Genomic DNA, 25,094 nt, shown 5'->3' on the forward strand with positions numbered 1-25,094 from the left:
ACGCTGAGCGAAGTCGAAGCGCACGCCCCTAACCCGGCCACGAAAACCGGATGTTATCCTCGCGTAACCCCTCCAGCACCACCGGCACCCCGCCTGAGCGGATCATCCATTCCAATCGGTGGTCGCGATATTCGCGCCGTCGTCCGCCGCTGCGATAATGATCGGCCGCCTGTGCCATATGCGCCGCCGCCGCATCGAACTCGGCAAAGGTTTCGGCAATCGCAGGCCGCGCCGAAACCCGTTCATGCCACAGCGCCAGCGACGATCCCGCCACCGGTCCGAGCCCGTAATGGACCGAGCGGTTGACCATCGGCGCCACCGCCGCATCGGCCCGCCCAAACGTCTCGCCGCCGAACCACGGCGCGTCGCCCAATCGCTTCGTCAGCCACGCCTGAAGCACCCGCGTGTCGGTCGCCGCGACATGGCGCATATCGTCCGCCAGCGCCCCCTCGGCCCGGTGAAACCACAGGATCTCGCCATAGCCCCAGTTCACCGCCTCATATTGGCTGTCGGCAATCTCCTCGATCTCGCGCTGGCGGGCGCGGACGAGCGGGTCGCGCGGCATCAGCGGCGTTTCGGGCCAGCGTTCGTCGAGATAGTCGAGAATGATCGTGGAATCGAAGATCGGCTCCCCGCCCTCGACGATCAGCACCGGCACTTCGGTCCGGGGATTGGCGGCGGCGAAGGCGGTATCCTGCCGCCCCGTCCCGAAATCATCCGGCAGCACGCGGGTAAAGGCGATGCCCTTTTCGCGCAGCGCGATCTTCACCTTCTGCCCGTAGGAGGACAGCGGATGATCGTAGAGGATCACGCCGCCGCGCCGTCCCGCCGTTCGAGCGCCAGACGCAGGGCGTGCACCTCGGCCTTCAGGGCCTTGAGGTCATCGACCTCCATCCCCGACCGGGCGATCAGCTCCTCACCCAGGCAGCCGCACCGATCGCGCATTTCGCGCCCGGCGGGGGTCAGGCTGACCCGCACCTGCCGCTCGTCCTGCGGATCGCGTTCGCGCACCAGCAGCCCGGCGGCCTCCAGCCGCTTGACCAGCGGGGTGACCGTGCTGGACTCCAGCGACAGGCGATGCGCGATCGCACCGATCGTGCGCCCATCCTCCTCCCACAGGACATGCAGCGCCAGATATTGCGGATAGGTCAGGCCGAGCTGGTCGAGCATCGGCTTGTAGCTTCGCTGGATCGCCATGTTGGCGGCATAGACCGCAAAACACAGCTGTTCGTCGAGCGGCCATGGGGCCGACATTTGCCATCTCCCTTTAGGGTGAAATGTATATCACGATAAAAGAAGCGCTGGACAAGTCCGTTCCGCCACCCCATATATGTATCGCGATAAGGAATATCGGAGACACTATCATGACGATCGACGTGAAGTACCAGACTCAGGCGCGTGCCACGGGTGGCCGTGACGGCCAGGCGAGCACCCCAGACGGCACGCTCGACGTCAAGCTGTCGACGCCCAAGGAACTGGGCGGCGCCGGCGGCGACGGCACCAACCCGGAGCAGCTGTTCGCGGCGGGCTATTCGGCCTGCTTCATCGGCGCGCTCAAGGTGGCGGGCCAGCAGCTGAAGGTGAAGATTCCCGATGACGTCGCCGTGTCGGCCAAGGTCGGCATCGGTCCGCGCGCGGCGGGCGGGTTCGGCATCACCGCCGACCTGACCGTCGAACTGCCGGGCATCGATCGCGCCGAGGCCGAAAAGCTGGTCGAGGCCGCGCATCAGATCTGCCCCTATTCGAACGCCACGCGCGGCAATGTGGATGTCGGCCTGACGCTGGCCTGACATCCTCCGTACTCCCTGAACCTTCCCGGCGCGGTCTGATCTCCCTGAAGACCGCGCCGTTTTTTGTCAGGCGGAGTCGCGCACGATCAGGCGTGGCGGCATCTCCAGCCCCGGCGCAGCGGTTCCGTCCAGCCGCGTGAACAGCGCCTCGACCATTGCCTTGGCCCCCGCCTCCAGATCCTGTCGGATCGTGGTCAGCCGGGGGATGGCGCGCTCGGCCAGCGGCAGGTCGTCAAAGCCCGTGACCGCGACATCGCCCGGCACCGATCGCCCCCCGGCGACCAGGGCCGCCATCGTCGCCAGCGCGATCATGTCCGACGCGGCGACGATGCCGTCGATCCTCTGCCCTTCCCGCGTCATCCGTGCCAGATTGTCCTCGATCTGGTCGGGCATCAGTTCGGGCGCGAGCGCCACGTCCAATTGCTGCGGCGGCTTCAGTCCGGCATCGGCCATCGCGTCGCACAGCCCCGCATGGCGCTGCGCCAGTTCCAGCGTGCGAACCTCGCCCATGAAGGCGATATGGCGACGCCCCGTCGCGATCAGATGCTCGCCCGCCAGCCGCCCGCCCAGCCGATTGTCGACGCCGACCGCGCAGTGACGCTGGCCGGGCATGGTGCTGCCCCAGACGACGAGCGGCCGATAGGTTTCGGCCACCGCCTCGATCACCGAAAGCTGGTCCGACTGACCGATCAGCAGCACGCCGTCGACCATCCCCGAACGGGTGATCCGCGACAGCCAGTCATCGTCATCGGGTATGATCCGCGACAGCATCACGTCATGATCGCGCGACGCCAGTTCGTCGGCGAGATGACCGAGCAACGTCATGAAGAAGGGATCGGACAATCGCTGCCGCCGCTCATGGCCCAGCGGAATGGCGACGCCGATCACGCCGGTCCGCTGCGCGCGCAGGCGGCGGGCCATCTGGTTGATCTGGAAATTATGTTCGGCGGCCAGCGCCTCGATCCTCGCCCGCGTCTCGGCATTGACCACGCTCTTGCCCGCCAGCGCGCGGCTGACGGTGCCGGGCGACACGCCCGCCAGCCGGGCAATGTCCTTCAGGGTGCGGGCGGGTGGGGACGCATCGGTCATGGCCAGCCTCCTGAAACAAAAATGAGGCGGATGCCAAGTGGCACCCGCCCCAAGGGGATTGGATCAGAAGCGGTAGCGGACCGAGGCCGTCACCGTGCGCCCGTAAAGCGCGGTGTTGTTGAACACCCCTTGCGTCGAGGACAGGACCGGGAAGATGCCGCCGCCGCCACGGAAGCCGAGCTTGTCGAAGATGTTGTTGGCATTCAGGCCCAGTTCCAGCTTGTCCATCGGCCGCACGGTGATGAAGCCGTTGAAGAAGGTCGACCCCTTGATCGTGTAGAGGTTGAAGTCGTCCGACTTGGTGCTGGTCTGGCCGTTCATGCTGACGCCGAACGCGACCGGACCGGCGTCATAGGACGGCGACACCACGAACAGGAAGTCGGGCAGGCCGCCGGGCTTCTTGCCGACCAGGCCGGGCGTCGCGCTGCTTGTGATCTTCGAATTCGCATAGGTCGCGTCGACCGCTAGGTGGAATTCGCCATAGGTGACGCGGCTGGTGAACTCGATACCGTAGGAGCGATAGCCGTTCGAGATGTTCGGGTTGTTGTTCGGCGCCGGATTGTTGATCCGGGTGAAGTCGTAATTATTCTCGGTCAGGGTCGAGTGGAAACCGGTGACTTCGACCGAATAGGATGCACCGAACAGGCCGCCGCGCTGCTTCACGCCGATTTCCTGCTGGTTGAGGAAGTTGACCGAGGTCGCCTGCCCCTGCGCATTCAGCGAGCCGTCCGCGTTGAAGTTGCCCGACAGGACACGACGGTCGGCGTTGAAGCGGCCGCCGCGGCTGGCGCGGGCAAAGACGCTGGTCTTGCTGTCGAAGGCATAGAGCGCGCCGACCGACCAGCTGACATAGCCATCGGTATAGTTGATCTTCTCCACGTTCGGGCTGAGCACCAGCGACGGGATCAACGCCGAGCCCAGCGCGTCGGTCACGCGGGTCGTCGGGCCCGCGACGCCACCTTGCGCGGTGCCCTCGCCATGCACGCTGTCATAGCGGATCGAGGCGTCGAGGTTCAGCCCGCCGACCTCGTAACCGGCCTGCAGGAAGGGCGCGACATCGGTATAGGTCAGGTCGACGCGGCGGGCGCAGCAGCTGCCCCAATTGTCGTTGAACCCGGCCTGGCCCGCGGCGGTCAGCTGCGTGCCGGTGGTCGAGAACAGGTCGAGCGGCGCGGCATTCTCGCCGTTCAGCTCGCTATACTGACGGTTCACGTGCCAGTCCTGGACGATGTTCTGCCGCATCACGAACAGACCGGCGGTCAGCCGCGCCTTGCCCGGCCCGACGTCGAACTTGCCGTTCAGCGTCAGGTTGTTGGCGAAATTGTCCATGTTCTTCATGAACACGTTGATGTTGGGGTTGTTGTTCACATAGGCGCCCGTGAACAACTGGCCCGTATTCGGCCCCGCCGCATAGCGGATCGAGCCTACCGTCTGGCCGTTCACCGTCGACCCGATCAGGCCGCCGGTGCCCGTCCGCGTCTGGACATTGATGAACTGGGTCGTGAAGTTGCCGCTGATCCACTGGTAACGGATCGTGTCGTCCAGCGAGATATTGTCGGTGATGTCGTAATGCACCTGACCGCTGATGCCGGTGACGCGCGGATGGATACCCTGCACCTCAGCCGACTTCACGCCGCCATTATCATAGTCCAGATACTGGAAGTTGCGGTTGTAGATCGTATAGGCCGATCCCGAACGGCCGTCGAAATTGGGCAGCGGCGTGAAGCCCGTCACCCGGTCGCCGTCCAGCGTGGCCAGCGTCGGCGTGGTGGTGTTGGTCGGGGCCTGCTCGTCCAGCCGCTTGAAGTACAGGCGGATGAAGCCGCGATTGTCGGGCAGATCCTTGGTGATGTTCGCCTTGATCTGATAGCCGCGCAGGATGTTGAAATTCTCGTTGGTGTAGCCGCCGCCGTTGCGCGCATAACCGCCGACATGGAAACGCGTCGTCTCGTCGATCGGGCCGCCATAGTCGAAATCGACGCGATGTTCGCGGAAGCCCAGGCCGTTGGAATAGGCGATCTGGCCGCCTTCCACGTCACCGGTCTTGCTGATGAAGTTGATGACGGCACCCGGTGCCTGGCTGGCGAAGGTCGAGGCTGAACCGCCGCGCACCGCCTCGACCGTCTTGATGTTCTGGTCGAAGCGCAGCCAATAGTCGTTGTTGCCGAAGTTGATGTCGCCGAACAGCACGTCGGGCAGACCGTCTTCCTGTAGCGAGACATATTCCGAACCACCGGTCGATACCGGAATGCCGCGCACGCCGATATTGGCGTTGCCGCCCGGGCCCGCCGTGTCGCTGGGCTGAAGGCCGGGGATGTTGCGCAGGATTTCGGCGGTCGAACGCGGGGTGAAGTTCTGGATCGCCTCCTGGCTGACCTGCGACACCGAGATCGAGCTGCGGAAACGCGAGCGCTCGCCGCTGGTCGCGGTGACGACGATGTCTTCGCTGGACGCGCCGGCATCGGGGGTGGCCCCCTCCTGGGTCGCCGGGGTCGGGGCCTGGGCCGTCTGCGCGAAGGCCGGTGCGCTCACCAGCGCCATCGCCAAGGCCGCCATCGATCCGCAAGACCGCAGAACGCTCGTCGTCATAACCCTCTCCTGATTCGCCCCGCTGTCCGGGATGTCGTGCATTTTGGATAACACACGCGCAATCGTTTGCAACGGATCATTGCAAACCATTGCAAAGAAATTTACCTATCTGTGATCGAGAAAGCACAGCGGCGCCTGTCCGATCGACCGGCTAAGAGTGCGAAGGGCCGCGAGTGCCCGAAGGAGAGATGGCGATGACGACCCCTTCCCCCGATGCGATCCGATCGGTGGTGATCGTCGGCGGCGGCACGGCGGGCTGGATGACGGCGGCGGCACTGGCCCATGCTAGCCCACGCGGCCTGTCGATCACGCTCGTCGAGTCGGACGCCATTGGCACGGTAGGCGTCGGCGAAGCGACCATCCCGCCGATCCGTTTGTTCAACCAAACGCTGGGCATCGACGAAGCCGAATTCCTGCGCGAAACCAAGGGCAGCTTCAAGCTGGGCATCGAATTCGTCGGCTGGGGACGCGCGGGCCATCGCTATTTTCACCCCTTCGGCACGCACGGCAAATCCTTCGACCTGGTGGCGGTGCATCAGCACTGGCTGGCGGCGGGCGGGCCGGGCAGCGGCATCGCCTTCGACGACCTGTCCATGGCCTGGGGCGCGGGCCAGCGCGGACGCTTCGCCGCGCCGATGGCCGATCCGCGCAGCGTCGCCTCGACCTTCGACTATGCCTATCATTTCGATGCCGGGCTCTATGCGCAATTCCTGCGCCGCTATGCCGAGGCGCGCGGGGTGGTGCGGGTCGAAGGGAAAATCGCGGGCCATACGCTGGAGGCGACGCGCGGCCACGTCGCCTCGGTTACGCTCGACGACGGAAGGGTGCTGGCGGGCGACCTGTTCGTCGATTGCTCGGGCTTTCGGGGGCTACTGATCGAAGAGGCGCTCGCCACCGGCTATGAGGACTGGACGCACTGGCTGCCCTGCGACCGCGCGGTGGCGGTGCCGTGCGAAACCGGCGGCGACGGGCTGACACCATATACCCGCTCGACCGCGCGTGAGGCCGGATGGCAATGGCGCATCCCGCTCCAGCATCGGACGGGCAACGGTTATGTCTATTGCAGCCGCCATATTTCGGACGACCAGGCCGCCGCGACACTGATGGCGAAGCTCGACGGTGCGGCGCTGGGCGATCCGCGTTTCCTGCGCTTCACCACCGGGCGGCGCAAGCGGATGTGGAACCGCAACGTCGTCGCCATCGGCCTGTCGAGCGGCTTCATGGAGCCGCTCGAGTCGACCAGCATCCATCTGATCCAGGCGGGCATCGCCAAGCTGCTCGCATACTTCCCCACGCAAGCCTTCGCTCCCGCGGCGATCGAGGAATATAACCGCGTCGCGATCACCGAATATGAGCGCATCCGGGACTTCCTGATCCTGCACTATAAGCTGACCGAGCGGACCGATGCCCCGCTGTGGCACGAATGCGCGGCGATGCCGATCCCCGACACGCTGGCGATGAAGATCGCGCATTTCCGCGAGAGCGGAAGGCTGGTCGCGCGCGACATGGACCTGTTCGGCCCGGCGAGCTGGGCAGCGGTGCATATCGGGCAGTTCAACATGCCCGAGGGGCTGGACCCGCTACTGGCTTATGGCGATCCCGCGCAGAGCCGAGGTTTCGTGGCGAAACTGGCGGGCGCGATCGGGCAGATGGCGGACTCTATGCCGACCCATGCGCAATGGCTGACGAAGATCGGGGCGACTATCCAGGCCGCATCCACCCTTACCCTTCCCATCCGCTAACGCGGGCGGGCCCCTTCCCTCTCCCATCGGGAGAGGGAGGGAGGCGCGAAGCGCCGGAAGGGTGAGGGTCGGTTACAGCCCCTCGCCGCCGACCCATTGCGCATGTGCCAGCCGCCGCGCCAGTTCCCAGTTCTGCTGGCGCAGGTCCGGCACTGCCACGACCTCCCACAACCCGCCGCGCGTCATCGGGCCGATGCAGTAGAGCCGCTCGGCCGCACCGCCGTCCGCCGCCACGACATGGCTCTGCGCGTCGACCTCCAAGCCGATACGAAGCGCGTCGGGGCGGATCATCCCGGCCCCCAGCAACTGCCGGATCAGCGGCTCGCGTGACCGCAGCAGATCGCCCTGCGGCCCGGTGCAGTTGACGATCCGCGCTACCCGCAGCGCCTCCACAACCTCCGTCCCTCGCGGGCGCCAGTGCACGATCGCGCCCTCGCCATCGGGCTCGACCCGCACCAGCTTGCCGCCTGCAACCGACAAGCGCCCCACTTCGATCAACGCCTCCACCCGATCGGCGACCGATGGCGCCAAGCGATGGCGATGCACGTCCCAATAGGGCCGCAAATGCCGCAGGAAGCGCCCCCGCGTCGCACCATCCGCCGCGCCCCACATCATCTGGGTGACGGGCCGCAATGCGTCGACCGCCCCGCGCCAGCCCTGCTCTTCCGCCGCGCAACGCACATGCCGCACCAGCGCGGACAGGCTGGCGGCGGGACGTTCGCGCAGAGGAGCGACCGGCGGCGTCTCGGCATGGCGGCGCGGGGCCAGTCCGCGACGCGACATGGCGATGGTCCGCCCGCCGAACCCGCTGGCGTCCAGCAGCAGCTCCGCATCGATCGCGGTCAGCCCGCTGCCGACCAGCAGCACCCGGTCATCCTTGCCCAACCCCTCGGCGATATCGCCCGCCCAAGGATCTTCGCGATAGCATCCGTCCGCCAGTACCGCCGGATCGATCCCCGGCGGCGTGTGCGGCGGCAGGTTGCCCAGCGCCAGCACCACCGCATCGGCCGTCAGCCCAGCGCCCTCCGCCATTTCGAGGCGATAGCCCTGCCCGGCCTGCTCCAACGCCACCACCTCGCCGCTCGCCAGGGTCAGCCGCGCCGGGTCCGCCGCGATCGTCTCCATCAACAGGTCGCGCAGATAGTCGCCATAGACGCGGCGGGGCACGAAGGTCTTGGCATCCCCCGTCCCGCGCGCGACCAGCCAGCGGACGAAATGATCGGGATCGTCGCGCAGCGCGCTCATATTGCCCGCGCGCACGTTCAAGAGATGTTCGGCATGCGCCGCGCTATAGGCGACGCCGCGCGCCAGCTGATTGGCGCGCCGCTCGATCAGCGTCGCGCGCGGACCGCCATGGCGCACCAGATTGATGGCCAGCAACGTGCCCGCAAAGCCGCCGCCGATGATCGCGACATGCTCGATTCCTGCATCCATCAACCGACCCGTCCCTTCGTGATCGCCACCGCCGATGCCCTAATCCCATCGCGGCCGATCTTCACGCAGATTTCAGTATACGATTTTGAAAGCAATCGTTAGGCTCCGATGCTTCTGATCAAGCAGTGGGTGGGTCGATGCGGTCGTGCTGGCGGATGTCCGGAGTTTTGGTTTCGCTGTCGTCGGTCGCTTTGGCGGCCCCGCTTTTGGCTCAGACGCCCGTGCCCATGCCGCCGTCCGACGCCTCGTCCACGACGCCGGCCGCCGCGCCCTCCGGTGCCTTGTCGGTCGAGGGGATTTTCGGCCCGGGGGCAGTGCGCACCCAGTCCGTTCGTGCCAGCCGCTGGGGCAAGGACGGTGAGAGCTATCTCGCGCTCGAGGACGCGCCCAAGGGCGGACAGGATATCGTCCGCTATGCGATCGCCGATGGACAGCGGCAGGTCGTCGTCGCCGCCGCCGATCTGGTCCCGCAGGGGGCAAGCGCGCCGCTTGGCATCGACAGCTATGAATGGTCGGCTGACCAGCGCTGGCTGCTGATCCAGACCAATGGCAAGCGCTTCCGCCGGACCAATGCGCTGTCGGATTACTGGTTGTACGACACGACCACCAAGCGGCTGCACAAGATCGGTGGCGATGCCGCGCCCTCGACCTTGCTCTACGCGACCGTCTCACCGGACAGCCGCCGCATCGCCTATGTCCGGGGCAACAATATTTATGTCGAACCGATCGAGGGCGGCGCGGCCACCGCGTTGACCAGGGACGGCGACGATTATGTCGTCAACGGCCTGGCCGACTGGGTGTATGAGGAGGAATTCTCGGTCCACCGCGCGTTCGAGTGGAGCCCGGATTCTCGCCGCATCGCCTTCCTGCGCTTCGATACGAAGGGCGTCGGCACCTTCGACATGGTGAAGAACACCGGCGGCCAATATTCGCAGGTGATCCCGCTGCAATATCCCAAGGCGGGGACGACCAACTCTGCGGTCACGACCGGCGTGATCGATGTGGTCGACGGCGCCACCCGCTGGTTCAAGCTGACGGGCGACCCACGCCAGAATTACGTGCCGCAGATCAGCTGGGCGGGCGGTTCGGACGCACTGTTCATCCAGCAATCCAACCGCCTCCAGAATAGGTACAACGTCCTGCTCGGCGATCCCGCGACCGGCGCGGTCAAGCCGATCATGGTCGAGAAGGACGCCGCCTGGGTCGAGGCGAACGTCGCCCCCGAATGGCTGAACGGCGGGCACAGCTTTACCTGGCTGTCGGAGCGGGACGGCTGGCGCCACCTCTACACCATCGACCGCGCGAGCGGCCGCGCGACGCTGCGCACGCCGGGCAAGTTCGACGTGGTCGAGTTGCTGAACGTCGATGAAAAGGCGGGCTATGCCTGGTTCATCGCCTCGCCCGACAATCCGACCCAGCGTTACCTCTATCGCACCACCCTGTCGGGCACGCCCAAGGTCGAGCGGCTGACGCCTGCGAACCAGCCCGGCACGCACAGCTACGACATCGCGCCGGGCGAGCATTGGGCGCTGCACACCGTGTCTCGCTTCGACGCGCCGCCGGTGACGGACATGCTCGACATGACCCGCCAGCAGCCGCTTCGCACCCTGGCCGCCAATGCGCCGCTGGCCCAGGTCATCGGGAACACCGGCCTGCCCGCGACCGAGTTCTTCCGCGTCGATATCGGCGGCGGCACGCAGCTCGACGGCTGGCTGATCAAGCCGCCGGGCTTCGATCCGGCCAAGCGCTATCCGATCCTCTATTTCGTCTATGGCGAGCCCTGGGGCCAGACGGTCGCGGACCGCTGGGCCGGGGCGCAGGGGCTGTGGCACCGGATGCTGGCGCAAAAGGGCTATCTGGTCGCCAGCCTCGACCCGCGCGGCACCGCCACCCCGCGAGGGCATGACTGGCGCAAGAGCATCTATCGCCAGGTCGGCATCCTGGCCTCCGCCGACTATGCGGCGGGCGTGCGCAAGATGCTGAGCACGCGCCCCTATATCGACCCCGCCCGGATCGGCATCTGGGGCTGGAGCGGCGGCGGCGCGATGACGCAGAATGCGCTGTTCCGCTATCCGGACCTCTACAAGACCGGCATCGCGGTGGCGGGGCCGACCGACATGACGCTCTATGATACCATCTATCAGGAGCGCTATATGGGCCTGCCGCAGGACAATGCGGAAGGGTACAAGAACGGCTCGCCGATCAATTTCGCCGACCGACTGAAAGGCAATCTGCTGCTGATCCACGGCACGCTGGACGACAATGTCCATTACCAGAACCAGGATCAGCTGGTGGATCGCCTGATCCACTTCAACAAGCCGTTCACGATGATGGCCTATCCCGACCGCAGCCACGGCATCTATGAGGGGGAGAATACCAGCATCCACCTCTATTCGCTGATGACCCGCTATCTGGAGACGAACCTGCCGCCCGGTGGGCGGTGAGCGGGGGTCAGGAAACCCACATCGGCGACGGCTTGCCGTTGCGGCGCCATCCTTTGGTGGTCCGCACATAGCGATAGAGCATGCCACTGCCACACATGCCGGAGCATTCGGTCGTGACCTTAACCGTCGCGGACCGACCATCGGCGGCGATCAGTGGCACGCCGATCGTGGCGATGACGGCCGGCGGGCGCAGCGGCCCTGACGTCGGCACATGTTCGGCCGCCCGTGATCGCGCATCATCATCAGCCGCCGCATATCCCGCTGGCAGCTTATGCGCCAAATATGGACACTTCTTCATCAGCCCATCCTGTGCCGGATTGGTCTCGATGAAATAGATGCCGGGATCGGAGGGGGGCGGCATGTCCGCAACCACCACCCGACCGAGTTCGCAAATCACCCGCGACGGGGCGGCACCATGGCCCGCCGATGCGATCGTCAGCGCCAATATCCCCAAAGACATCAAACTCTTCCTCCCTCTTGAAGCACGATCCGGCAAAGCATCAAGCAAGGCAAGCGATCATCGCGAACCCACTATGCAATCGTTTGTTGCAATCTATGATCCACCACGGCATGATGGCCCCGACGCGGCAAGCCAGCGATAGACTACAGGCCCACCCCCGCGTGCGAGAGGACCCGCATGACCCCGTCCACCCCCACTGCCGGAACCGGAGTGCCGCTGAAGCCCCGCCTCTCGCTGACGCGGATTCTGGAGATGAATCTGGGTTTCCTGGGGCTGCAATTCAGCTTCGGGTTGCAACAGGGGAACATGGCGCCGATCTACAGCTATCTAGGCGCATCCGAGGCGCAGATTCCGCTGTTGCAGATGGCCGGGCCGATGACGGGCCTGCTGATCCAGCCGCTGATCGGGGCGATGAGCGATCGGACCGACAGCCGCTGGGGGCGGCGGACGCCCTATTTCCTGATCGGCGCGGTGCTGTGCGCCTTCGGCCTGTTCTTCATGCCGCTCAGTTCGTCGCTGCTGATGGCGGTGTCGCTGCTCTGGATCCTGGATGCGGGCAACAACATCACCATGGAGCCGTACCGTGCCTATGTCTCCGACCGGCTGGACGGGACGCAGCATAATATCGGCTTCCTGACGCAGAGCGCCTTTACCGGGCTGGCGCAGATGCTCGCCTTCCTCACGCCCTCGATCCTGGTCTGGGCGGGGATGAACCCGGATTGGGTAGACGGGCACAACATTCCCTATACGGCGCGCATCGTCTTCATGATCGGCGCGGTCCTGTCCTTCGTCACCATCGTCTGGTCGATCAAGCGGGTGCCCGAGCTGCCGCTGGCACCCGAGGAACGCGCGCGCATCGCCGCTGCGCCCAAAGGCATCGGCGCCACGCTCAAAGAAATCGGCGAGGCGATCCGCGACATGCCGCTGCCGATGCGCAAGCTGGCGCTGATGAGCCTGTTCCAATGGTATGCCATGATGGCCTATTGGAATTACGTCATCTACGCGATCGGCCGCTCGGTCTATGGCACGGCGGACGCGACCTCGTCGGGTTTCCATGCCGCGGTGCTGACCAATGGCGAAGTGGCCGCCTTCTATAACGGCGTCGCCTTCGTCGCGGCCTTTGCGATGGTGCCGCTCGCCAGGCGGATCGGCGCCGCGCCGCTCCATGCCGCCTGTCTCGTCATCACCGGCATCGGCATGATGGTGATGCCGCACATGACCAGCAAGGCGATGCTGTTCCTGCCCGCCATCGGCATCGGCCTGGGCTGGGCGAGCATGATGGGCAATCCCTATGTCATCCTGGCGGGCTCGATCCCGCCCGAGCGGACGGGTGTCTATATGGGCATCTTCAACATGATGATCGTCATCCCGATGCTGATCTTCGGGGTGACGCTGCCGCTCTTCTATCAAAGCTGGCTGGGCGGCGATCCGCGCAACGTGCTGACGCTGTGCGGCGTGCTGATGCTGCTGGCCGCCGTCTCCGTCTACACGGTGCGCGCCCGCAATGCGCAGGGGCTGCCGCTCGGCGCCGCCCCGCAAGCCTGATCCCCGTTTCGATCTTCCCTGAGGTATCATGACCGACACCCACGCTCCTACCCACTGGTCGGCTGACGCACTGGCCGGCATCCCGGCACAGGCCGATGCGCGCCTGCCGGTCTTCACCGCCGCCGATGTCGTGCCGATCCTGTCCGACCATGATTTCTGGGACATGTGGCAGATCGCCTATGCCGATGGCCGCACCGCCTTTTTCGGCGGGCGCAGCTGGTGGTTCTTCCTGGCGACGCCGCGTTTGGCGGACCCCGAGATGCGCCATGACGAAGCGCGCATCCGCCTGACCAGCTATGGCTCGGGCGGCTGGCGCGATCATGGCGTGACCTTTGCCGACGGCTTCACGCCGGGCAGCCGCGAATGGTCGGGCTCTGCGGTGCTGGGCGAGGACGACACGACGCTGACCATGTATTTCACCGCCTCGGGACGGCGCGGCCAATCCCGCACCTTCGAGCAGCGGCTGTTCGAGACGCAAGGCCGCTTCATCGTGGAGGGCGACGATGCCCGCACCGAAGGCTGGAGCGAGCCGGTGGAGAGCGTCGCGGCGGACGGCCATCATTACATCGTGGCCAACCAGGCCGAGCCGGAAAATGGCGGCATCAAGGGCTTTCGCGACCCGGGCTATTTCCGCGATCCGGCGGACGGCGCAGAGTATCTGCTGTTCGTCGGCTCTGCGGGCTGGGTGAAGCAGGATATCGACGGCGTGGTCGGCGTCGCCAGGCGTGAGGGCGAGCGCTGGACCATCCAGCCGCCGCTGATCGAATCGCTCGGCGTCAATGCCGAGCTGGAGCGGCCGCATATCATCGTCCGCAATGGCCTGTATTACTGCTTCTGGTCGACCCAGGCGAAGCGCTTCGCCCCCGGCCTCGGCGCGCCGACCGGGCTCTATGCGATGGTCGCGGACAGCGTTGGGGGGCCTTGGCGGCCGGTCAACGGCACCGGGCTGGTCGCGGGCAATCCGGTGGAAGAGCCGACCCAGGCCTATTGCTGGTGGGTCACGGGCGAAGGCGATGTCACCAGCTTCGTCGATTATTGGGGCATGGAAGGCTGCGACGCGAGCGAAGACGTCGCGCTTCGACGGGAGCGGTTCGGCGGGACGGCCGCCCCCTGGTTCCAACTGGCGTTCGATGGCGACCGGGTGACGATCGCGTAAGCTATTTGGCAGGCCGCGGGCCTGACGGAGGGGTGTCACTTGTTGCGAGGGTCCCTGCCCTCACAACCGCCCCTCCCCTTTCAGCCGAGGAAAGTCCTCAGGCCGTTTCGCGCAACACCAGTTCGGGGTCGAGCACCACCAATCCCGCCTCGCCCCCGCCGATCCGGGCGAACAGCGCGTCGACCATCGCCTTGGCGCCCGCCGCAATGTCCTGGCGAATGGTGGTGATGCGCGGCACCGCCTGGGCGGCGAGCGGCAGGTCGTCATAGCCGATGACGGGCAGCGTCTCGGGCACCGCAATCGCTCGGTCGGCGAGCACCCGCACCGCGGTCATCGCGATCATGTCCGACGCCGCGACGATCCCGTCGATCGCGACGGTCCCCCCGCCCTGCTCCAGCAGCGCGTCGATATGGGCGCCGATCTCCTGCTCCATCACATCGGAGGCGAGATGGGTGGAAAGCTGAACCGGACCGCCATCCAGCCCGGCCTCGGCCATGGCGCGCGCCAGGCCGTCATGGCGCTGGCGGATTTCCGGGGCACTGATATCGCCCAGAAAGGCGATACGACGGGCGCCCCGTTCGATCAGCCGCTGACCCGCCAGATAGCCGCCCTTGGCATTGTCGGTGCCGACCGCCGCATGGACCTGATCCGGCAGGTTGACGCCCCAGGCGACGAGCGGACGATAGCGGCTGGCGACGCGCTCGATCACGTCATACTGGTTCGACTGGCCGATCAGCAGCACGCCGTCGACCATGCCGCTATCGACCACACGGTCCAGCCAGTCGGGGGCGTCCGGGATGACACGCGACAGCATCACGTCATAGCCGTTCTCCGTCAGTGCATCGGCCAGATGGCCCAGCATGGTCATGAAGAACGGGTCGGACAGATGCTGACGCCGGTCATGGCCCAGCGGAACAACGATGCCGATCACGCCGGTGCGGCGGGTCCGCAGGCGGCTGGCCATCTGATTGGGGCGAAAGCCGTGCAGATCGGCGAGCGCCTGGATCCGCGTCCGCGTCTCGGCATTGACCAACGACTTGCCCGCCAGCGCGCGCGAGACGGTGCCGGGCGACACACCCGCCATTTCCGCCAGATCCGCGATCGTCCGCACGCGGCGACCGCCCCCTCCCGTGATATTGTCTGTCATATGCGAATGGTAGCCAAAGCTTCGTGGCGCTAACAAGCAGGCAACGGAATTTGCAGGCTTTTCCTCACATAGATCAGCGATATTCGCCACTCACGTCGAATTTCAGGCCATGTAGCGCTACCACATGCTTGCCCTTACATTGCGGTACGCCGACGATCCGCATCCAGCGTGAGCCACCCGGCGCCTGGATTTGCGCATCGATGGTAAAGCCACGCCGATGCCGGATCGCATAGGCGCGTAGCCGCTCGACCGCCGACAGGGATTCGGATCGGTAAAGGGGCAGGACGCCAAGCTGCTTCAGGGGGCGATCCGGTTGCCAGTCGAAGAGCCGAAAGACACCCGTCGACCAGTTCAGGCTTTGGGACTCCAGATCGCAGGACCAGCGCCCGATCCCATGCGCGGTCAGCCACGCATCATCGGTCCCCGCCGGTGTAAGGTCAGGCGAATCCGGACATCCCAGGTCGAAACGCAGTCCGCGTTCGAACAAGGGCCAGCTATGGTTCAGCGCGACGGGCTCGGCTGGTTTCATAAGGCACTCCACGAAAGCGCGGAGATGCTATGTCGCGAATCTTAATCCAGATTTAAATCTTTCACCGTTTCTGCTCTTGCAAGGGAATTGCGGGTCGTCAGGTCTGACGGAGGGGTGTCACCCTCTCGATAGCGGGACACCCCTCCACCATGCTGCGCATGGTCCCCCTCCCCTTGCAGGGCAGGAATGCTGGTTCGCGCGGAGGAGAAGGTTTTAAACCTTCTCGGTCAGCTCGGGCACCACGGTGAACAGGTCGCCGACCAGGCCGATGTCCGCGACCTGGAAGATCGGCGCATCCTCGTCCTTGTTGATCGCGACGATGATCTTGGAGTCCTTCATTCCCGCCAGATGCTGGATCGCGCCCGAAATGCCGACCGCGACATAGACTTCCGGCGCGACGATCTTGCCGGTCTGGCCTACCTGATAGTCGTTGGGGGCATAGCCCGCATCGACCGCCGCACGGCTCGCGCCGACGGCGGCGCCCAGCTTGTCGGCGAGCGGGTCGATCAGCGCATGGAACTGATCCTCCGACCCCAGTGCACGGCCGCCCGAGACGATGATCTTGGCACTGGTCAGCTCGGGCCGGGCATTCTCGGCCTTTTCCGCGCCGACGAAGCGGGACTTGGCCGCGTCGCCGGTCGCGGCGACCGCCTCGATCTCGCCCGAGCCACCTTCGGCCGCTGCCTTTTCGAACGCGGTGGTGCGGACGGTCAGAACCAGCTTGGTGTCGCTGGTCTTGACCGTAGCAATCGCGTTGCCCGCATAGATCGGCCGGGTAAAGCTGTCCGGCCCCTCGACCGACAATATGTCGCTGATCTGCATCACGTCGATCAGCGCGGCGACACGCGGCGCGATGTTCTTGCCCGTGGTGGTCGACGGCGCGAGGAAGGCGTCGTGATGGCCCATCAGCTCGGCGATCAGCGGCGCGACATTCTCGGCCAGCGCGTTGGCATAGGCCGCGTCGTCGGCGACATGGACCTTGCCCACACCAGCGATCCTGGCGGCGGCCTGCGCCACGCCGTCCACGCCCTGACCCGCGACGATCAGGTGCACCTCGCCCAGCTTGCCCGCCGCCGTGACGGTCGCCAGCGTGGCATCCTTGACGGACCCGCCGTCATGCTCGACCCATACCAGCGTCTTCACTTGGCCACTCCCAGTGCTTTCAGTTTCTCGACCAGTTCGTCGACCGAGCCGACCTTTACGCCCGCCTGGCGCTTGCCGGGCTCGGCGACATGGGTGATCGTCAGCCGCGGCGCGATATCGACGCCGTAGTCGGCGGCGGTCTTGGTCGCCATCGGCTTGGACTTGGCCTTCATGATGTTGGGGAGCGACGCATAGCGCGGCTCGTTGAGGCGCAGGTCGGTGGTGACGATGGCGGGCAACGTCAGCGCCACCGTCTCCAGCCCGCCATCGACCTCGCGGGTGACGTTCGCCGTCTCACCCTCGATCTCGACCTTCGAGGCGAACGTGCCCTGCGCCCAGCCGAGCAGCCCCGCCAGCATCTGGCCGGTCTGGTTGTTGTCGCCGTCGATCGCCTGCTTGCCCAGGATCACGAGGCCGGGCTGCTCCTCTTCGACGACCTTAGCGAGCAGCTTGGCGACGCCCAGCGGCTCGGGCGCCTGGTCGGCGGTGATCAGCACCGCCCGGTCCGCGCCCATGGCGAGTGCGGTGCGCAGCGTGTCCGCTGCCTTGGGCTCACCGATCGAGACGACGACGACCTCGGTCGCCGCCCCCTTTTCCTTCAGCCGGATCGCCTCTTCCACCGCAATCTCGTCGAACGGATTCATCGACATCTTCACGTTCGCCAGATCGACGCCCGTCCCGTCCGCCTTCACGCGCGGCTTTACGTTATAATCCAACACCCGCTTCACGGGCACGACGATCTTCATGTCCACTCTCTCAATCAGAAGCTGAAACGGCCGCCGATCGACGCCACGAACGCACGGGCATTCTGCACCTGGCCATTGGTCAGGATGGGCGTCTGAACGGCCGTCCCCGCATAGGCGGCGGTGCGGCGATCGATGCTGGCATTGGCGAAGTCGATATAGCTGCCCGCCGCATCCAGCGTGAAGCGCGGGGTCACCTGATAGGAACCACCGATCGAATAGTTCCAGCGGTTCGCATCGGGCACGCGCGCGTCGCGATTGCCGTTCTGGGTCGGCGTGATGCCACGCTGCGCGCCCGCGCGCAGGGTCAGGCGATCCGTGGCCGCGTAATCGAAGCCGCCCGCCAGCGAGAAGCTGTTCTTGTAATTTTCCGGGATGGCGGTGTTGATCGGCGCGCCCAGGCGGATCGCATCGAAATCAGCCCAGGTAAAGCGCACCGCCTGCGCATTCAGCGTCAGCTTGTCGGTGGCGCGGAAGCGACCGGCGACGATGATCTGGGCGGGCGTGTAGAAGGTCGCGGTCGCCCCATCGATCGTGCGGTTCTGCGCAGCGAGCGGGCCGAGCAGGCCGCCCACTTCCAGGCTGCCCTTCAGATTGTGCTTGATCCGCGACTTGTAGCTGATGCCGACCGTCGCCCAGTCATTGTGCAGCTGGACACCCGCGGTCCATCCCAGATCCCAGCCATCGCCCTTCAGCCGCTGAAAGCCATCGGGCAAAGCCGAGGACAGGTTGGGCAGCGCGTTGCCCAGTTCGGCCTTGGCATATTGGACGTTCAGCGCGCCGCCGACGCGCAGCCAGTCGAGCAGCGCCACGCCGACCGAGGGCTGGATATCGATGGTGCGCAATTCGGTCTTCAGCGCGCTATACCGCGCCCAGCTGGTCGCGTCATATTCGGTCGTGAAGCTGTAGGGCGACGTGACCGCCAGGCCGACCGCGACCCGGTCGTTCAGCGGAACGGCGACCGCGCCCGACGGCACGATGCCGCGATTGATGGGGTCGCTCGACACCCGGTCGCCACCGACCGGCTGGAAGGTCGTCTGGCCCGGACGACGGATCAGCGTGCCATTGTCGACGACATCGCCCTTGGGGATGATCGCCGATGCACCCAGTACCGCCTCGCCACGCTCCATCCCCGCGATCGCGGCCGGGTTCCACCAGAGCGAGGACGCGCCGGTGTCGGCACCCTCACCCGAAAAGGCGCGCCCCTGGCCACGGGTCGACTGTTCCTGAAGGTAGAAGGCCTGACCATGCGCCGCGCCTGCAAAGGCGAAGGACGAAGACAGGATGGCGGTGGCCAGAAGCGGCGCCTTGAGGGACTTGTTCATGAGCATACTCCCCGGGAATTTCTATCTGGTTGGGCAAAGATCAGCGGATGCGGGTCCAGGTCTGCGTCTTGCAGAGCGGTACGAAGACGCAGCCACGCACCTTCAGCGTGTCCGGCCCCTCGGGCGTCAGCTTGGCGCTATAGGTCTTGCCATCCTCGGCATTGTAGATCGTGCCGCCGTTCCAGGCCGCGCCATCCTGCGAAAAGCCCTGCAGGATCAGCAGGTTTTTCAGCGGACGGTTGCGCAGCTTGGGATCGCGGTTGTTCTGGTCGGTCAGCGCGGGGTTGGTGCGCAGCTTTTCCGAGGTCAGGACGCGACCGCAGACCGAAGAGCCGCATTTCTGGATTTCGACAACGCCGCCGCGCGTCTGGGTCTGCCAGCGGCCGACCACCGAGTCCGCATTCACACCGGCCGCTGCAAGGGCCATCGCCGTCAGGGTCAACAACATGCCTCTTCTCCTCTCCACACCCGCTTGTCGGGGCCGAAGCGCCGGCTTTTTCGCCGGTCGCTCCCGAATATCTTCATTACCCTATACGTCCATTATGTGACGCATAGGAGAACAACACGTCATGCCTACGATGCCGGTTAACCGCAATCAAGTGTAACCGGCATCGCGTCACCTCAAAACGCCTCCAGTTCCAGTGCCATGGTCGAGCGCTTGCCCGACTTGATCGCCAGGAACGCCGCCGTCGCCTGCGGCAGGATGCGGTCGAAGAAGAACCCGGCCGTGGCCAGCTTGGCCTTGTAGAAGCCCGCTTCGTCGGTGCCTTCGGCCAATCGCTCGGTCGCGATCCGCGCCGACTTCAGGAAGCAGTGCCCCATGCCGACCAGACCCAGCAGGCGCAGATAGTCGGTTGCTGCCGCACCCGCCTCCTCGGGGTCCTTCATACCCTTTTGCGCGATCATGCCGGTGCTGAGCTGCAAGGCGCCGAACGCCTGCTGCATCCCCGCCGCCCAAGCCGTGATCGCCTTGTCGTCATGGCGGGTCAGCGCCTCGACCTGCTCCGACACGGCATGGAAGAAGGGGCGCATGTACCGGCCCATATGCGCGGGCATCTTGCGGCCCACAAGGTCGAGCGCCTGGACGCCGTTGGTGCCCTCATAGATCTGGGCGATACGCGCATCGCGGACGAACTGCTCGATGCCATGGTCGCGGATATAGCCGTGACCGCCATGGACCTGCACCGCCATATTCGCCGCGTCGAAGGCGAGGTCGGTAAACAGCGCCTTCACGACCGGGGTCAGCAGCGCGACAAAGTCGGCCGCGCGCGACTGGTCGGCCGGGTCGATGGCATGGGCTTCGGCATCCAGACCACGCGCCGCCCATTGCCCCAGTGCACGACACCCTTCGGCATAGGCACGCATGGTCATCAGCATCCGGCGCACGTCCGGGTGGACGATGATCGGATCGGCGGGCAGGTCGGGACGCGCCGCCCCGCCCAGCGCCCGGCCCTGCAAGCGGTCCTTGGCGTAAGCGACCGCCGACTGGTACGCGACCTCGTTGATGCCCAGGCCCTGGATGCCGACCGAGACACGCTCGGTGTTCATCATGGTGAACATCGCCGCCAGGCCCTTGTTCAGCTCGCCCACGACCCAGCCCTTGGAGTCGTTGAACTCCAGCTGGCAGGTGGCGGACGCCTTCAGGCCCATCTTGTGCTCGATCGCCGCGACGCTGACGCCATTGGCCGGGCCGACCGAGCCGTCATCCCTGGGCAGATATTTCGGCACCAGGAACAGGCTGATCCCCTTCACCCCCTTGGGCGCATCGGGCGTGCGCGCGAGGACGAGGTGGATGACGTTGTCGGTCAGGTCATGGTCGCCCGCCGAGATGAAGATCTTGCCGCCGGTCAACAGATAGGAACCATCCTCCTGCGGCTCGGCACGGGTGCGCAGGAGGCCCAGATCGGTGCCGCAATGCGCCTCGGTCAGGCACATCGTCCCCGACCATTCGCCCGAGATCATCTTGGGCAGGTAGAAGCTCTTCAGGTCTTCCGAGCCATGGCCCATCAGCGCGGTGGTCGCACCGTGAGTCAGGCCGGGATAGAGGCTGAACGACAGGTTCGTCGCGCAGATCATCTCCTCGACCAGCTTGTTCACCGCCTCGGGCAGTCCCTGCCCGCCATATTCGACCGGCGAGGCGAGCGCGGCCCAGCCGCCTTCGCAGAACTGGCTATAGGCTTCCTTGAAGCCGGTCGGCGTACGGACGACGCCGTTCTCCAGCTTGCACCCTTCGATGTCACCGGTAGCGTTGAGCGGCAGCAGGACTTCCTGCGTGACGCGCGCTGCCTCTTCGAGGATGGCGTCGTACAGCTCGGGGCCGAATTCGTCCTGACCCGCGACGGGGCCGAACTCGTCTTCCTTGAACAGTTCGTGGAGGACGAAACGCATGTCGCGCAGCGGTGCGTTATAGACTTGCATGGGATTATCCTCTCCCGATCAGTTGCGCAGCGGCTTGCCGGTTTCGAGCATATGCTCGACCCGCGCCTGCGTCCGCGCATCCTTGACGCTTTCCATGAAGGCGGCGCGTTCCAGCTTGAGCAGCTGATCCTCGCTCACCTCGTCGATGATGTCGGCCTCGCCGCCGGTAACGATGTTCGCCAGACGACCCGCGACCACCACGTCGTAGGGCGTGGCGACGCCCTTCTTGGCGAAGTCGGCGACCGCGCCGTTGAACGCGACGCGTCCGGCCGCACCCGGCAGGCGGAAGACCGGCTTTTCGGGCGGCTGATAGCCCTCGACCAGCGACAGCGCCTTCTGCTTGGCATCAGCCAGCAGCCGGTCGCGGTTCATGGTGATGCCATCGTCCTTGCGAAGATAACCCAGGTCCTTGGCCAAAGCCGCCGAACGCGACACCTGCGCGGTCGAGATCGTCTCGAACGCCTTCATGGCGGCGGGCATCGGCCCCTTGGGCATCTTGGGCGACTTGGCGAGACGGTCGATCAGCTCGCCGTTTCCGCCCCAGCCGGGGACCAGACCGACGCCGGTCTCGACCAGCCCGATATAGCTCTCGGCATGGGCCTGGATCGCATCGGCGTGGAGCAGGATCTCGCACCCGCCGCCCAGCGCCATGCCCGCCGGAGCGGCGACCACCGGGAAGGGCGCATATTTCAGCGCCTTGTACGCCTGCTGCCCCGCGACGACCAGCTTGTCGACCTCGCCCCAGGCGGCGATGTTCACCGCGAACATGGCAAGGCCCAGATTGGCACCGGCCGAGAAGTTGCTGCCCTCGTTATAAATGACCAGCGCCTTGTATTGGCTCTTGACCAGCGCGATGGTCTTTTGAAGGAGCGACAGGACCTGCTCGTCGAGCGCATTCATTTTGCCGGTAAACTCGAACGCCACGACGCCGTCACCGACGTCCCATGCCGCTGCCGAACCGTTCTTGAGCAGCGGTTCGGAGCGCAGCTTGATGTCCTCCAGCAGCACCACGCCCTCGGCACGGACGACATCGGCATAGTCGCCGCCTGCGGTCAGATACTGACGCTTGCCACCGACCACGCGGTAGAAGGGCCGGTCACCCGCCATCTCCAGCAGCGCAGGCACCTTCTTGCCCTCGGCACGCAGCCGCTCGGCCAGCTTGCCCGGACCCATGCGGTCGATCAGCTCGAACGGGCCGAACTTCCAGTTATAGCCCAGCTTCATCGCGTCATCGATCGCGACCACATCGTCCGCTGCCTCGCCGACCAGCCCGGCGGCATAGGACAGGACCGGGCCCAGCACCGCCCAGGCATAGTCACCGACCTTGCCCGGCGTCGCGACCAGCGCGGCCAGATCCTTTTCGGCGCGACCCGGCAGACGTTCCGGCTTCTTTTCAGCACGATATTCGCCGGTCTTCAGGTCGATAGCCTGCTTCGCCTTGGTGCCGTCGGACTTGCGGTCGAGGCGGTAGAAGCCGCCCTTGCCCTTGCGGCCCGTAAAGCCCTCCGCGATCATCTTGTCGACCAGCGGCAGCGGACGGATCGTGTCGAAATAGGCGTCACCCTCCGGCAGCGTCGAGGACAGCGACTTGGCGAGCAGCGGCATCAGGTCGATACCGACCAGATCGATCAGCCCGAAAATGCCGGTCTTGGGCACGCCCATCGGACGGCCACCGATCTGGTCGGCCTCCTCGACAGTCAGCCCCTGGTCCATCGCCGCGTTGATCGCGACCGCCAGCCAATAGGTGCCGATACGGTTGGCGATGAAGCCAGGCGTGTCCTTGGCGCGGACGATCCGCTTGCCCATGCGGTGATCGACGAACTGCTCGACCTTTGCCGCGACACCGGCGTCGGTGTGCTCCGAGATGACGATCTCGATCAGCCGCATATAACGCGGCGGGTTGAAGAAATGGGTAATGAGGAAGTCTTGTCTGAACTGCTCCGACCGCCCCTCGACCAGATGGCCGAGCGGGATGGTCGAGGTGTTGGACGACACCGCCGTACCGGGGCGCTTCAGCTCTTCCAGCCGTGCATAAAGCGCCTGCTTGATGTCCAGCCGCTCGACCACCGCCTCGACGATCCAGTCGCATTCGGCGACGCGTGCCAGATGATCCTCGATATTGCCCGTTTCCACCAGCTTGGCGGCGGCGGGCGACATGAAGGGCGCGGGCTCGGTCTTGAGCATCTTGGCGACCGCACCCTTGGCGATGGCGTCGCGGTCGGCGCCGTCCTTGGGTACGATGTCGAGCAGCAGGACGGGCACACCGGCATTGGCGACCTGCGCCGCAATGCCTGCGCCCATCACCCCTGCGCCGATCACGCAAACCTTGTTGATCGTGTCAGCCATCATGCACGCTCCAGCACAGTCGCGATGCCCTGCCCGCCGCCGATGCACTGGGTGGCGAGGGCGTACTGACCGCCGTCACGCGCCAGCAGAGCCGCCGCCTTGCCGACGATGCGGGCGCCGGTCGCGCCCAGCGGGTGGCCGATCGCGATCGCGCCGCCGTCCTTGTTGATCGTCTCGTCCTTCAGGCCGAGGTCGCGGATGCAGGCGATCGCCTGGCTGGCAAAGGCCTCGTTAATCTCGACCACATCGAGGTCGCCCGCCGAGATACCCGCCCGCTCCAGCGCCTTCTTCGACGAACCGATCGGGCCAAGGCCCATCGTCTCGGGCTCGCAACCCGAAATGCCGACCGACTTGATGCGGGCGAGGATTTTCAGGCCGTGACGATTGGCGAACTCTTCCGAAGTCACCAGCACGGCCGCCGCACCATCGGTCAGTGGCGAAGCGGTGCCTGCGGTCACAGTGCCTTCCTTATCGAAGGCAGGCTTCAGGCCCGCCAGCACCTCTTCGGTCGTGTCGGCGCGGATCAGGCCGTCTTCGGTAACATCACCCGCCTTGGTGTGGATCGGCACGATCTCATCGGCCAGACGACCGGCGGTGCGCGCCTCGGCCGCCTTTTTCTGGCTGGCGACCGCGAACTTTTCCTGCTCGGCGCGGGTGATCTGATACTTGGTCGCGACATTCTCGGCGGTCTGACCCATACCCATATAGGCCCCCGGCCGCGCTGCGGCGAGTTCGGGGTTGGGCAGCGGGTTATAGCCGCCCATCGGCACCCGGCTCATCGACTCGATACCGGCGCAGATGAACGCCTCGCCAGCGCCGATCTGAATCTGGCCCATGGCGATATGGATGGCCGACATGGACGATCCGCAGAAGCGGTTCACCGTCATGCCGCCGACCGACAGCGGCAGGTCCGCCAGCAGGCCGATCAACCGCGCGACGTTCATGCCCTGCTCGCCCTCGGGGAAGGCGCAGCCCAGAATGATGTCCTCGATCTCCGAAGCATCGACGCCGGTCCGTTCGATCAGGCCGCGAATCACCTGCGCGGTCAGGTCATCGGGACGAACCCGTGCGAGCGCGCCCTTGCCAGCCTGGGTGAAGGGAGAGCGGGCATAGCCTGCGATCACGATGTTGGTCATCCAATCCTCTCTTTATGGGCTTGCGGCCTAACGTTAAGGTGCGTTACCTACCCTATAC

Annotated in this window: 20 protein-coding genes; 5 read left to right on the forward strand and 15 right to left on the reverse strand. The window is 65.7% G+C overall.

The genetic code is table 11. The features are described from left to right. Window positions 1–28 precede the first annotated feature (28 nt). Both ACWKSV_RS07150 and ACWKSV_RS07155 read right to left on the reverse strand, forming a co-directional pair. Window positions 29–811: a glutathione S-transferase family protein gene (locus tag ACWKSV_RS07150; protein ID WP_076716756.1), complete on the reverse strand. Its 783-nt coding sequence runs from the start codon at window positions 809–811 to the stop codon at window positions 29–31. Further along, window positions 808–1,254 carry a MarR family winged helix-turn-helix transcriptional regulator gene (locus ACWKSV_RS07155; protein ID WP_056438266.1) on the reverse strand — a complete coding sequence of 149 codons (447 nt, stop codon included), beginning with the start codon at window positions 1,252–1,254 and terminating at the stop codon, window positions 808–810. The genes ACWKSV_RS07150 and ACWKSV_RS07155 overlap by 4 nt, the downstream gene beginning before the upstream one ends. A gap of 110 nt (window positions 1,255–1,364) precedes the next feature. Between ACWKSV_RS07155 and ACWKSV_RS07160 the strand changes: the two genes are divergently transcribed. Continuing rightward, window positions 1,365–1,790: an organic hydroperoxide resistance protein gene (locus ACWKSV_RS07160; protein WP_076716757.1), complete on the forward strand. Its 426-nt coding sequence runs from the start codon at window positions 1,365–1,367 to the stop codon at window positions 1,788–1,790. 66 nt (window positions 1,791–1,856) lie between these two features. Here the strand turns inward: ACWKSV_RS07160 and ACWKSV_RS07165 are convergent, their stop codons facing one another. Together ACWKSV_RS07165 and ACWKSV_RS07170 are read right to left on the reverse strand one after the other, a co-directional pair. Then, window positions 1,857–2,879, reverse strand: coding sequence for a LacI family DNA-binding transcriptional regulator (locus ACWKSV_RS07165; RefSeq protein WP_076716759.1), 1,023 nt, complete (start codon window positions 2,877–2,879; stop codon window positions 1,857–1,859). Window positions 2,880–2,942: 63 nt separating this feature from the next. Further along, window positions 2,943–5,468 carry a TonB-dependent receptor domain-containing protein gene (locus ACWKSV_RS07170; RefSeq protein ID WP_076718261.1) on the reverse strand — a complete coding sequence of 842 codons (2,526 nt, stop codon included), beginning with the start codon at window positions 5,466–5,468 and terminating at the stop codon, window positions 2,943–2,945. 194 nt (window positions 5,469–5,662) lie between these two features. Here ACWKSV_RS07170 and ACWKSV_RS07175 point away from each other — a divergent pair, with 194 nt between their 5' ends. After that, entirely contained in the window at window positions 5,663–7,210 is a 1,548-nt protein-coding gene (locus tag ACWKSV_RS07175) for a tryptophan halogenase family protein (RefSeq protein ID WP_076718263.1), read from the forward strand. A gap of 72 nt (window positions 7,211–7,282) precedes the next feature. On the opposite strand, the gene ACWKSV_RS07180 is transcribed toward ACWKSV_RS07175, so the two are convergent. After that, a complete protein-coding gene (locus tag ACWKSV_RS07180) occupies window positions 7,283–8,644 on the reverse strand; it encodes an FAD/NAD(P)-binding protein (protein WP_076716761.1) in 1,362 nt (453 codons plus the stop codon). 227 nt (window positions 8,645–8,871) lie between these two features. On the opposite strand from ACWKSV_RS07180, the gene ACWKSV_RS07185 reads away from it, so the two are divergent. After that, the gene (locus ACWKSV_RS07185) at window positions 8,872–11,088 is read left to right on the forward strand and encodes a S9 family peptidase (RefSeq protein WP_237243388.1); all 2,217 of its coding nucleotides are present in this window, start codon (window positions 8,872–8,874) and stop codon (window positions 11,086–11,088) included. A gap of 7 nt (window positions 11,089–11,095) precedes the next feature. Here the strand turns inward: ACWKSV_RS07185 and ACWKSV_RS07190 are convergent, their stop codons facing one another. Beyond that, complete coding sequence (locus ACWKSV_RS07190) at window positions 11,096–11,533, reverse strand: hypothetical protein (protein WP_076716764.1); 438 nt, start codon at window positions 11,531–11,533, stop codon at window positions 11,096–11,098. A 192-nt stretch (window positions 11,534–11,725) separates the two neighbouring features. On the opposite strand from ACWKSV_RS07190, the gene ACWKSV_RS07195 reads away from it, so the two are divergent. Continuing rightward, window positions 11,726–13,093 carry an MFS transporter gene (locus ACWKSV_RS07195; protein WP_076716765.1) on the forward strand — a complete coding sequence of 456 codons (1,368 nt, stop codon included), beginning with the start codon at window positions 11,726–11,728 and terminating at the stop codon, window positions 13,091–13,093. Window positions 13,094–13,121: 28 nt separating this feature from the next. Next, complete coding sequence (locus ACWKSV_RS07200; RefSeq protein WP_076716767.1) at window positions 13,122–14,249, forward strand: glycoside hydrolase family 68 protein; 1,128 nt, start codon at window positions 13,122–13,124, stop codon at window positions 14,247–14,249. A 97-nt stretch (window positions 14,250–14,346) separates the two neighbouring features. Here the strand turns inward: ACWKSV_RS07200 and ACWKSV_RS07205 are convergent, their stop codons facing one another. The 9 genes from ACWKSV_RS07205 to ACWKSV_RS07245 all read right to left on the reverse strand — a co-directional run bounded on the left by ACWKSV_RS07205 (window position 14,347) and on the right by ACWKSV_RS07245 (window position 25,036). Next, window positions 14,347–15,396 (reverse strand): LacI family DNA-binding transcriptional regulator, encoded by a 1,050-nt coding sequence (locus ACWKSV_RS07205; RefSeq protein WP_076716768.1) that lies wholly within the window; start codon window positions 15,394–15,396, stop codon window positions 14,347–14,349. A 73-nt stretch (window positions 15,397–15,469) separates the two neighbouring features. Next, window positions 15,470–15,925: a hypothetical protein gene (locus tag ACWKSV_RS07210; RefSeq protein WP_076716770.1), complete on the reverse strand. Its 456-nt coding sequence runs from the start codon at window positions 15,923–15,925 to the stop codon at window positions 15,470–15,472. Window positions 15,926–16,138: 213 nt separating this feature from the next. After that, complete coding sequence (locus tag ACWKSV_RS07215) at window positions 16,139–17,068, reverse strand: electron transfer flavoprotein subunit alpha/FixB family protein (protein WP_076716771.1); 930 nt, start codon at window positions 17,066–17,068, stop codon at window positions 16,139–16,141. Further along, complete coding sequence (locus ACWKSV_RS07220) at window positions 17,065–17,814, reverse strand: electron transfer flavoprotein subunit beta/FixA family protein (protein ID WP_338468926.1); 750 nt, start codon at window positions 17,812–17,814, stop codon at window positions 17,065–17,067. The genes ACWKSV_RS07215 and ACWKSV_RS07220 overlap by 4 nt, the downstream gene beginning before the upstream one ends. A 14-nt stretch (window positions 17,815–17,828) precedes the next feature. Beyond that, the gene (locus ACWKSV_RS07225) at window positions 17,829–19,136 is read right to left on the reverse strand and encodes an OmpP1/FadL family transporter (RefSeq protein WP_483666916.1); all 1,308 of its coding nucleotides are present in this window, start codon (window positions 19,134–19,136) and stop codon (window positions 17,829–17,831) included. Between the two features lie 40 nt (window positions 19,137–19,176). Next, window positions 19,177–19,584 carry a DUF2147 domain-containing protein gene (locus ACWKSV_RS07230; RefSeq protein ID WP_056433839.1) on the reverse strand — a complete coding sequence of 136 codons (408 nt, stop codon included), beginning with the start codon at window positions 19,582–19,584 and terminating at the stop codon, window positions 19,177–19,179. 173 nt (window positions 19,585–19,757) lie between these two features. Then, a complete protein-coding gene (locus ACWKSV_RS07235) occupies window positions 19,758–21,554 on the reverse strand; it encodes an acyl-CoA dehydrogenase C-terminal domain-containing protein (protein WP_076716774.1) in 1,797 nt (598 codons plus the stop codon). 18 nt (window positions 21,555–21,572) lie between these two features. Next, window positions 21,573–23,900 (reverse strand): 3-hydroxyacyl-CoA dehydrogenase/enoyl-CoA hydratase family protein, encoded by a 2,328-nt coding sequence (locus tag ACWKSV_RS07240; protein WP_076718265.1) that lies wholly within the window; start codon window positions 23,898–23,900, stop codon window positions 21,573–21,575. Beyond that, on the reverse strand, window positions 23,900–25,036 hold the full coding sequence (locus tag ACWKSV_RS07245) for a thiolase family protein (RefSeq protein ID WP_076716776.1): 1,137 nt from the start codon (window positions 25,034–25,036) through the stop codon (window positions 23,900–23,902). Before ACWKSV_RS07245 ends, ACWKSV_RS07240 begins: the two co-directional genes overlap by 1 nt. Window positions 25,037–25,094: the final 58 nt, after the last annotated feature.

The sequence above is a fragment of the Sphingomonas sp. SphC10 genome (genome assembly GCF_057004845.1).

Coding starts and splice junctions, on each gene's coding strand:
- ACWKSV_RS07155 (WP_056438266.1), bottom strand. CDS start 1,254: ATGTCGGCCCCATGGCCGCTCGACGAACAGCTGTGTTTTGCGGTCTAT.
- ACWKSV_RS07160 (WP_076716757.1), top strand. CDS start 1,365: ATGACGATCGACGTGAAGTACCAGACTCAGGCGCGTGCCACGGGTGGC.
- ACWKSV_RS07165 (WP_076716759.1), bottom strand. CDS start 2,879: ATGACCGATGCGTCCCCACCCGCCCGCACCCTGAAGGACATTGCCCGG.
- ACWKSV_RS07170 (WP_076718261.1), bottom strand. CDS start 5,468: ATGACGACGAGCGTTCTGCGGTCTTGCGGATCGATGGCGGCCTTGGCG.
- ACWKSV_RS07175 (WP_076718263.1), top strand. CDS start 5,663: ATGACGACCCCTTCCCCCGATGCGATCCGATCGGTGGTGATCGTCGGC.
- ACWKSV_RS07180 (WP_076716761.1), bottom strand. CDS start 8,644: ATGGATGCAGGAATCGAGCATGTCGCGATCATCGGCGGCGGCTTTGCG.
- ACWKSV_RS07185 (WP_237243388.1), top strand. CDS start 8,872: ATGCCGCCGTCCGACGCCTCGTCCACGACGCCGGCCGCCGCGCCCTCC.
- ACWKSV_RS07195 (WP_076716765.1), top strand. CDS start 11,726: ATGACCCCGTCCACCCCCACTGCCGGAACCGGAGTGCCGCTGAAGCCC.
- ACWKSV_RS07200 (WP_076716767.1), top strand. CDS start 13,122: ATGACCGACACCCACGCTCCTACCCACTGGTCGGCTGACGCACTGGCC.
- ACWKSV_RS07205 (WP_076716768.1), bottom strand. CDS start 15,396: ATGACAGACAATATCACGGGAGGGGGCGGTCGCCGCGTGCGGACGATC.
- ACWKSV_RS07210 (WP_076716770.1), bottom strand. CDS start 15,925: ATGAAACCAGCCGAGCCCGTCGCGCTGAACCATAGCTGGCCCTTGTTC.
- ACWKSV_RS07220 (WP_338468926.1), bottom strand. CDS start 17,814: ATGAAGATCGTCGTGCCCGTGAAGCGGGTGTTGGATTATAACGTAAAG.
- ACWKSV_RS07225 (WP_483666916.1), bottom strand. CDS start 19,136: ATGAACAAGTCCCTCAAGGCGCCGCTTCTGGCCACCGCCATCCTGTCT.
- ACWKSV_RS07230 (WP_056433839.1), bottom strand. CDS start 19,584: ATGTTGTTGACCCTGACGGCGATGGCCCTTGCAGCGGCCGGTGTGAAT.
- ACWKSV_RS07235 (WP_076716774.1), bottom strand. CDS start 21,554: ATGCAAGTCTATAACGCACCGCTGCGCGACATGCGTTTCGTCCTCCAC.
- ACWKSV_RS07240 (WP_076718265.1), bottom strand. CDS start 23,900: ATGGCTGACACGATCAACAAGGTTTGCGTGATCGGCGCAGGGGTGATG.
- ACWKSV_RS07245 (WP_076716776.1), bottom strand. CDS start 25,036: ATGACCAACATCGTGATCGCAGGCTATGCCCGCTCTCCCTTCACCCAG.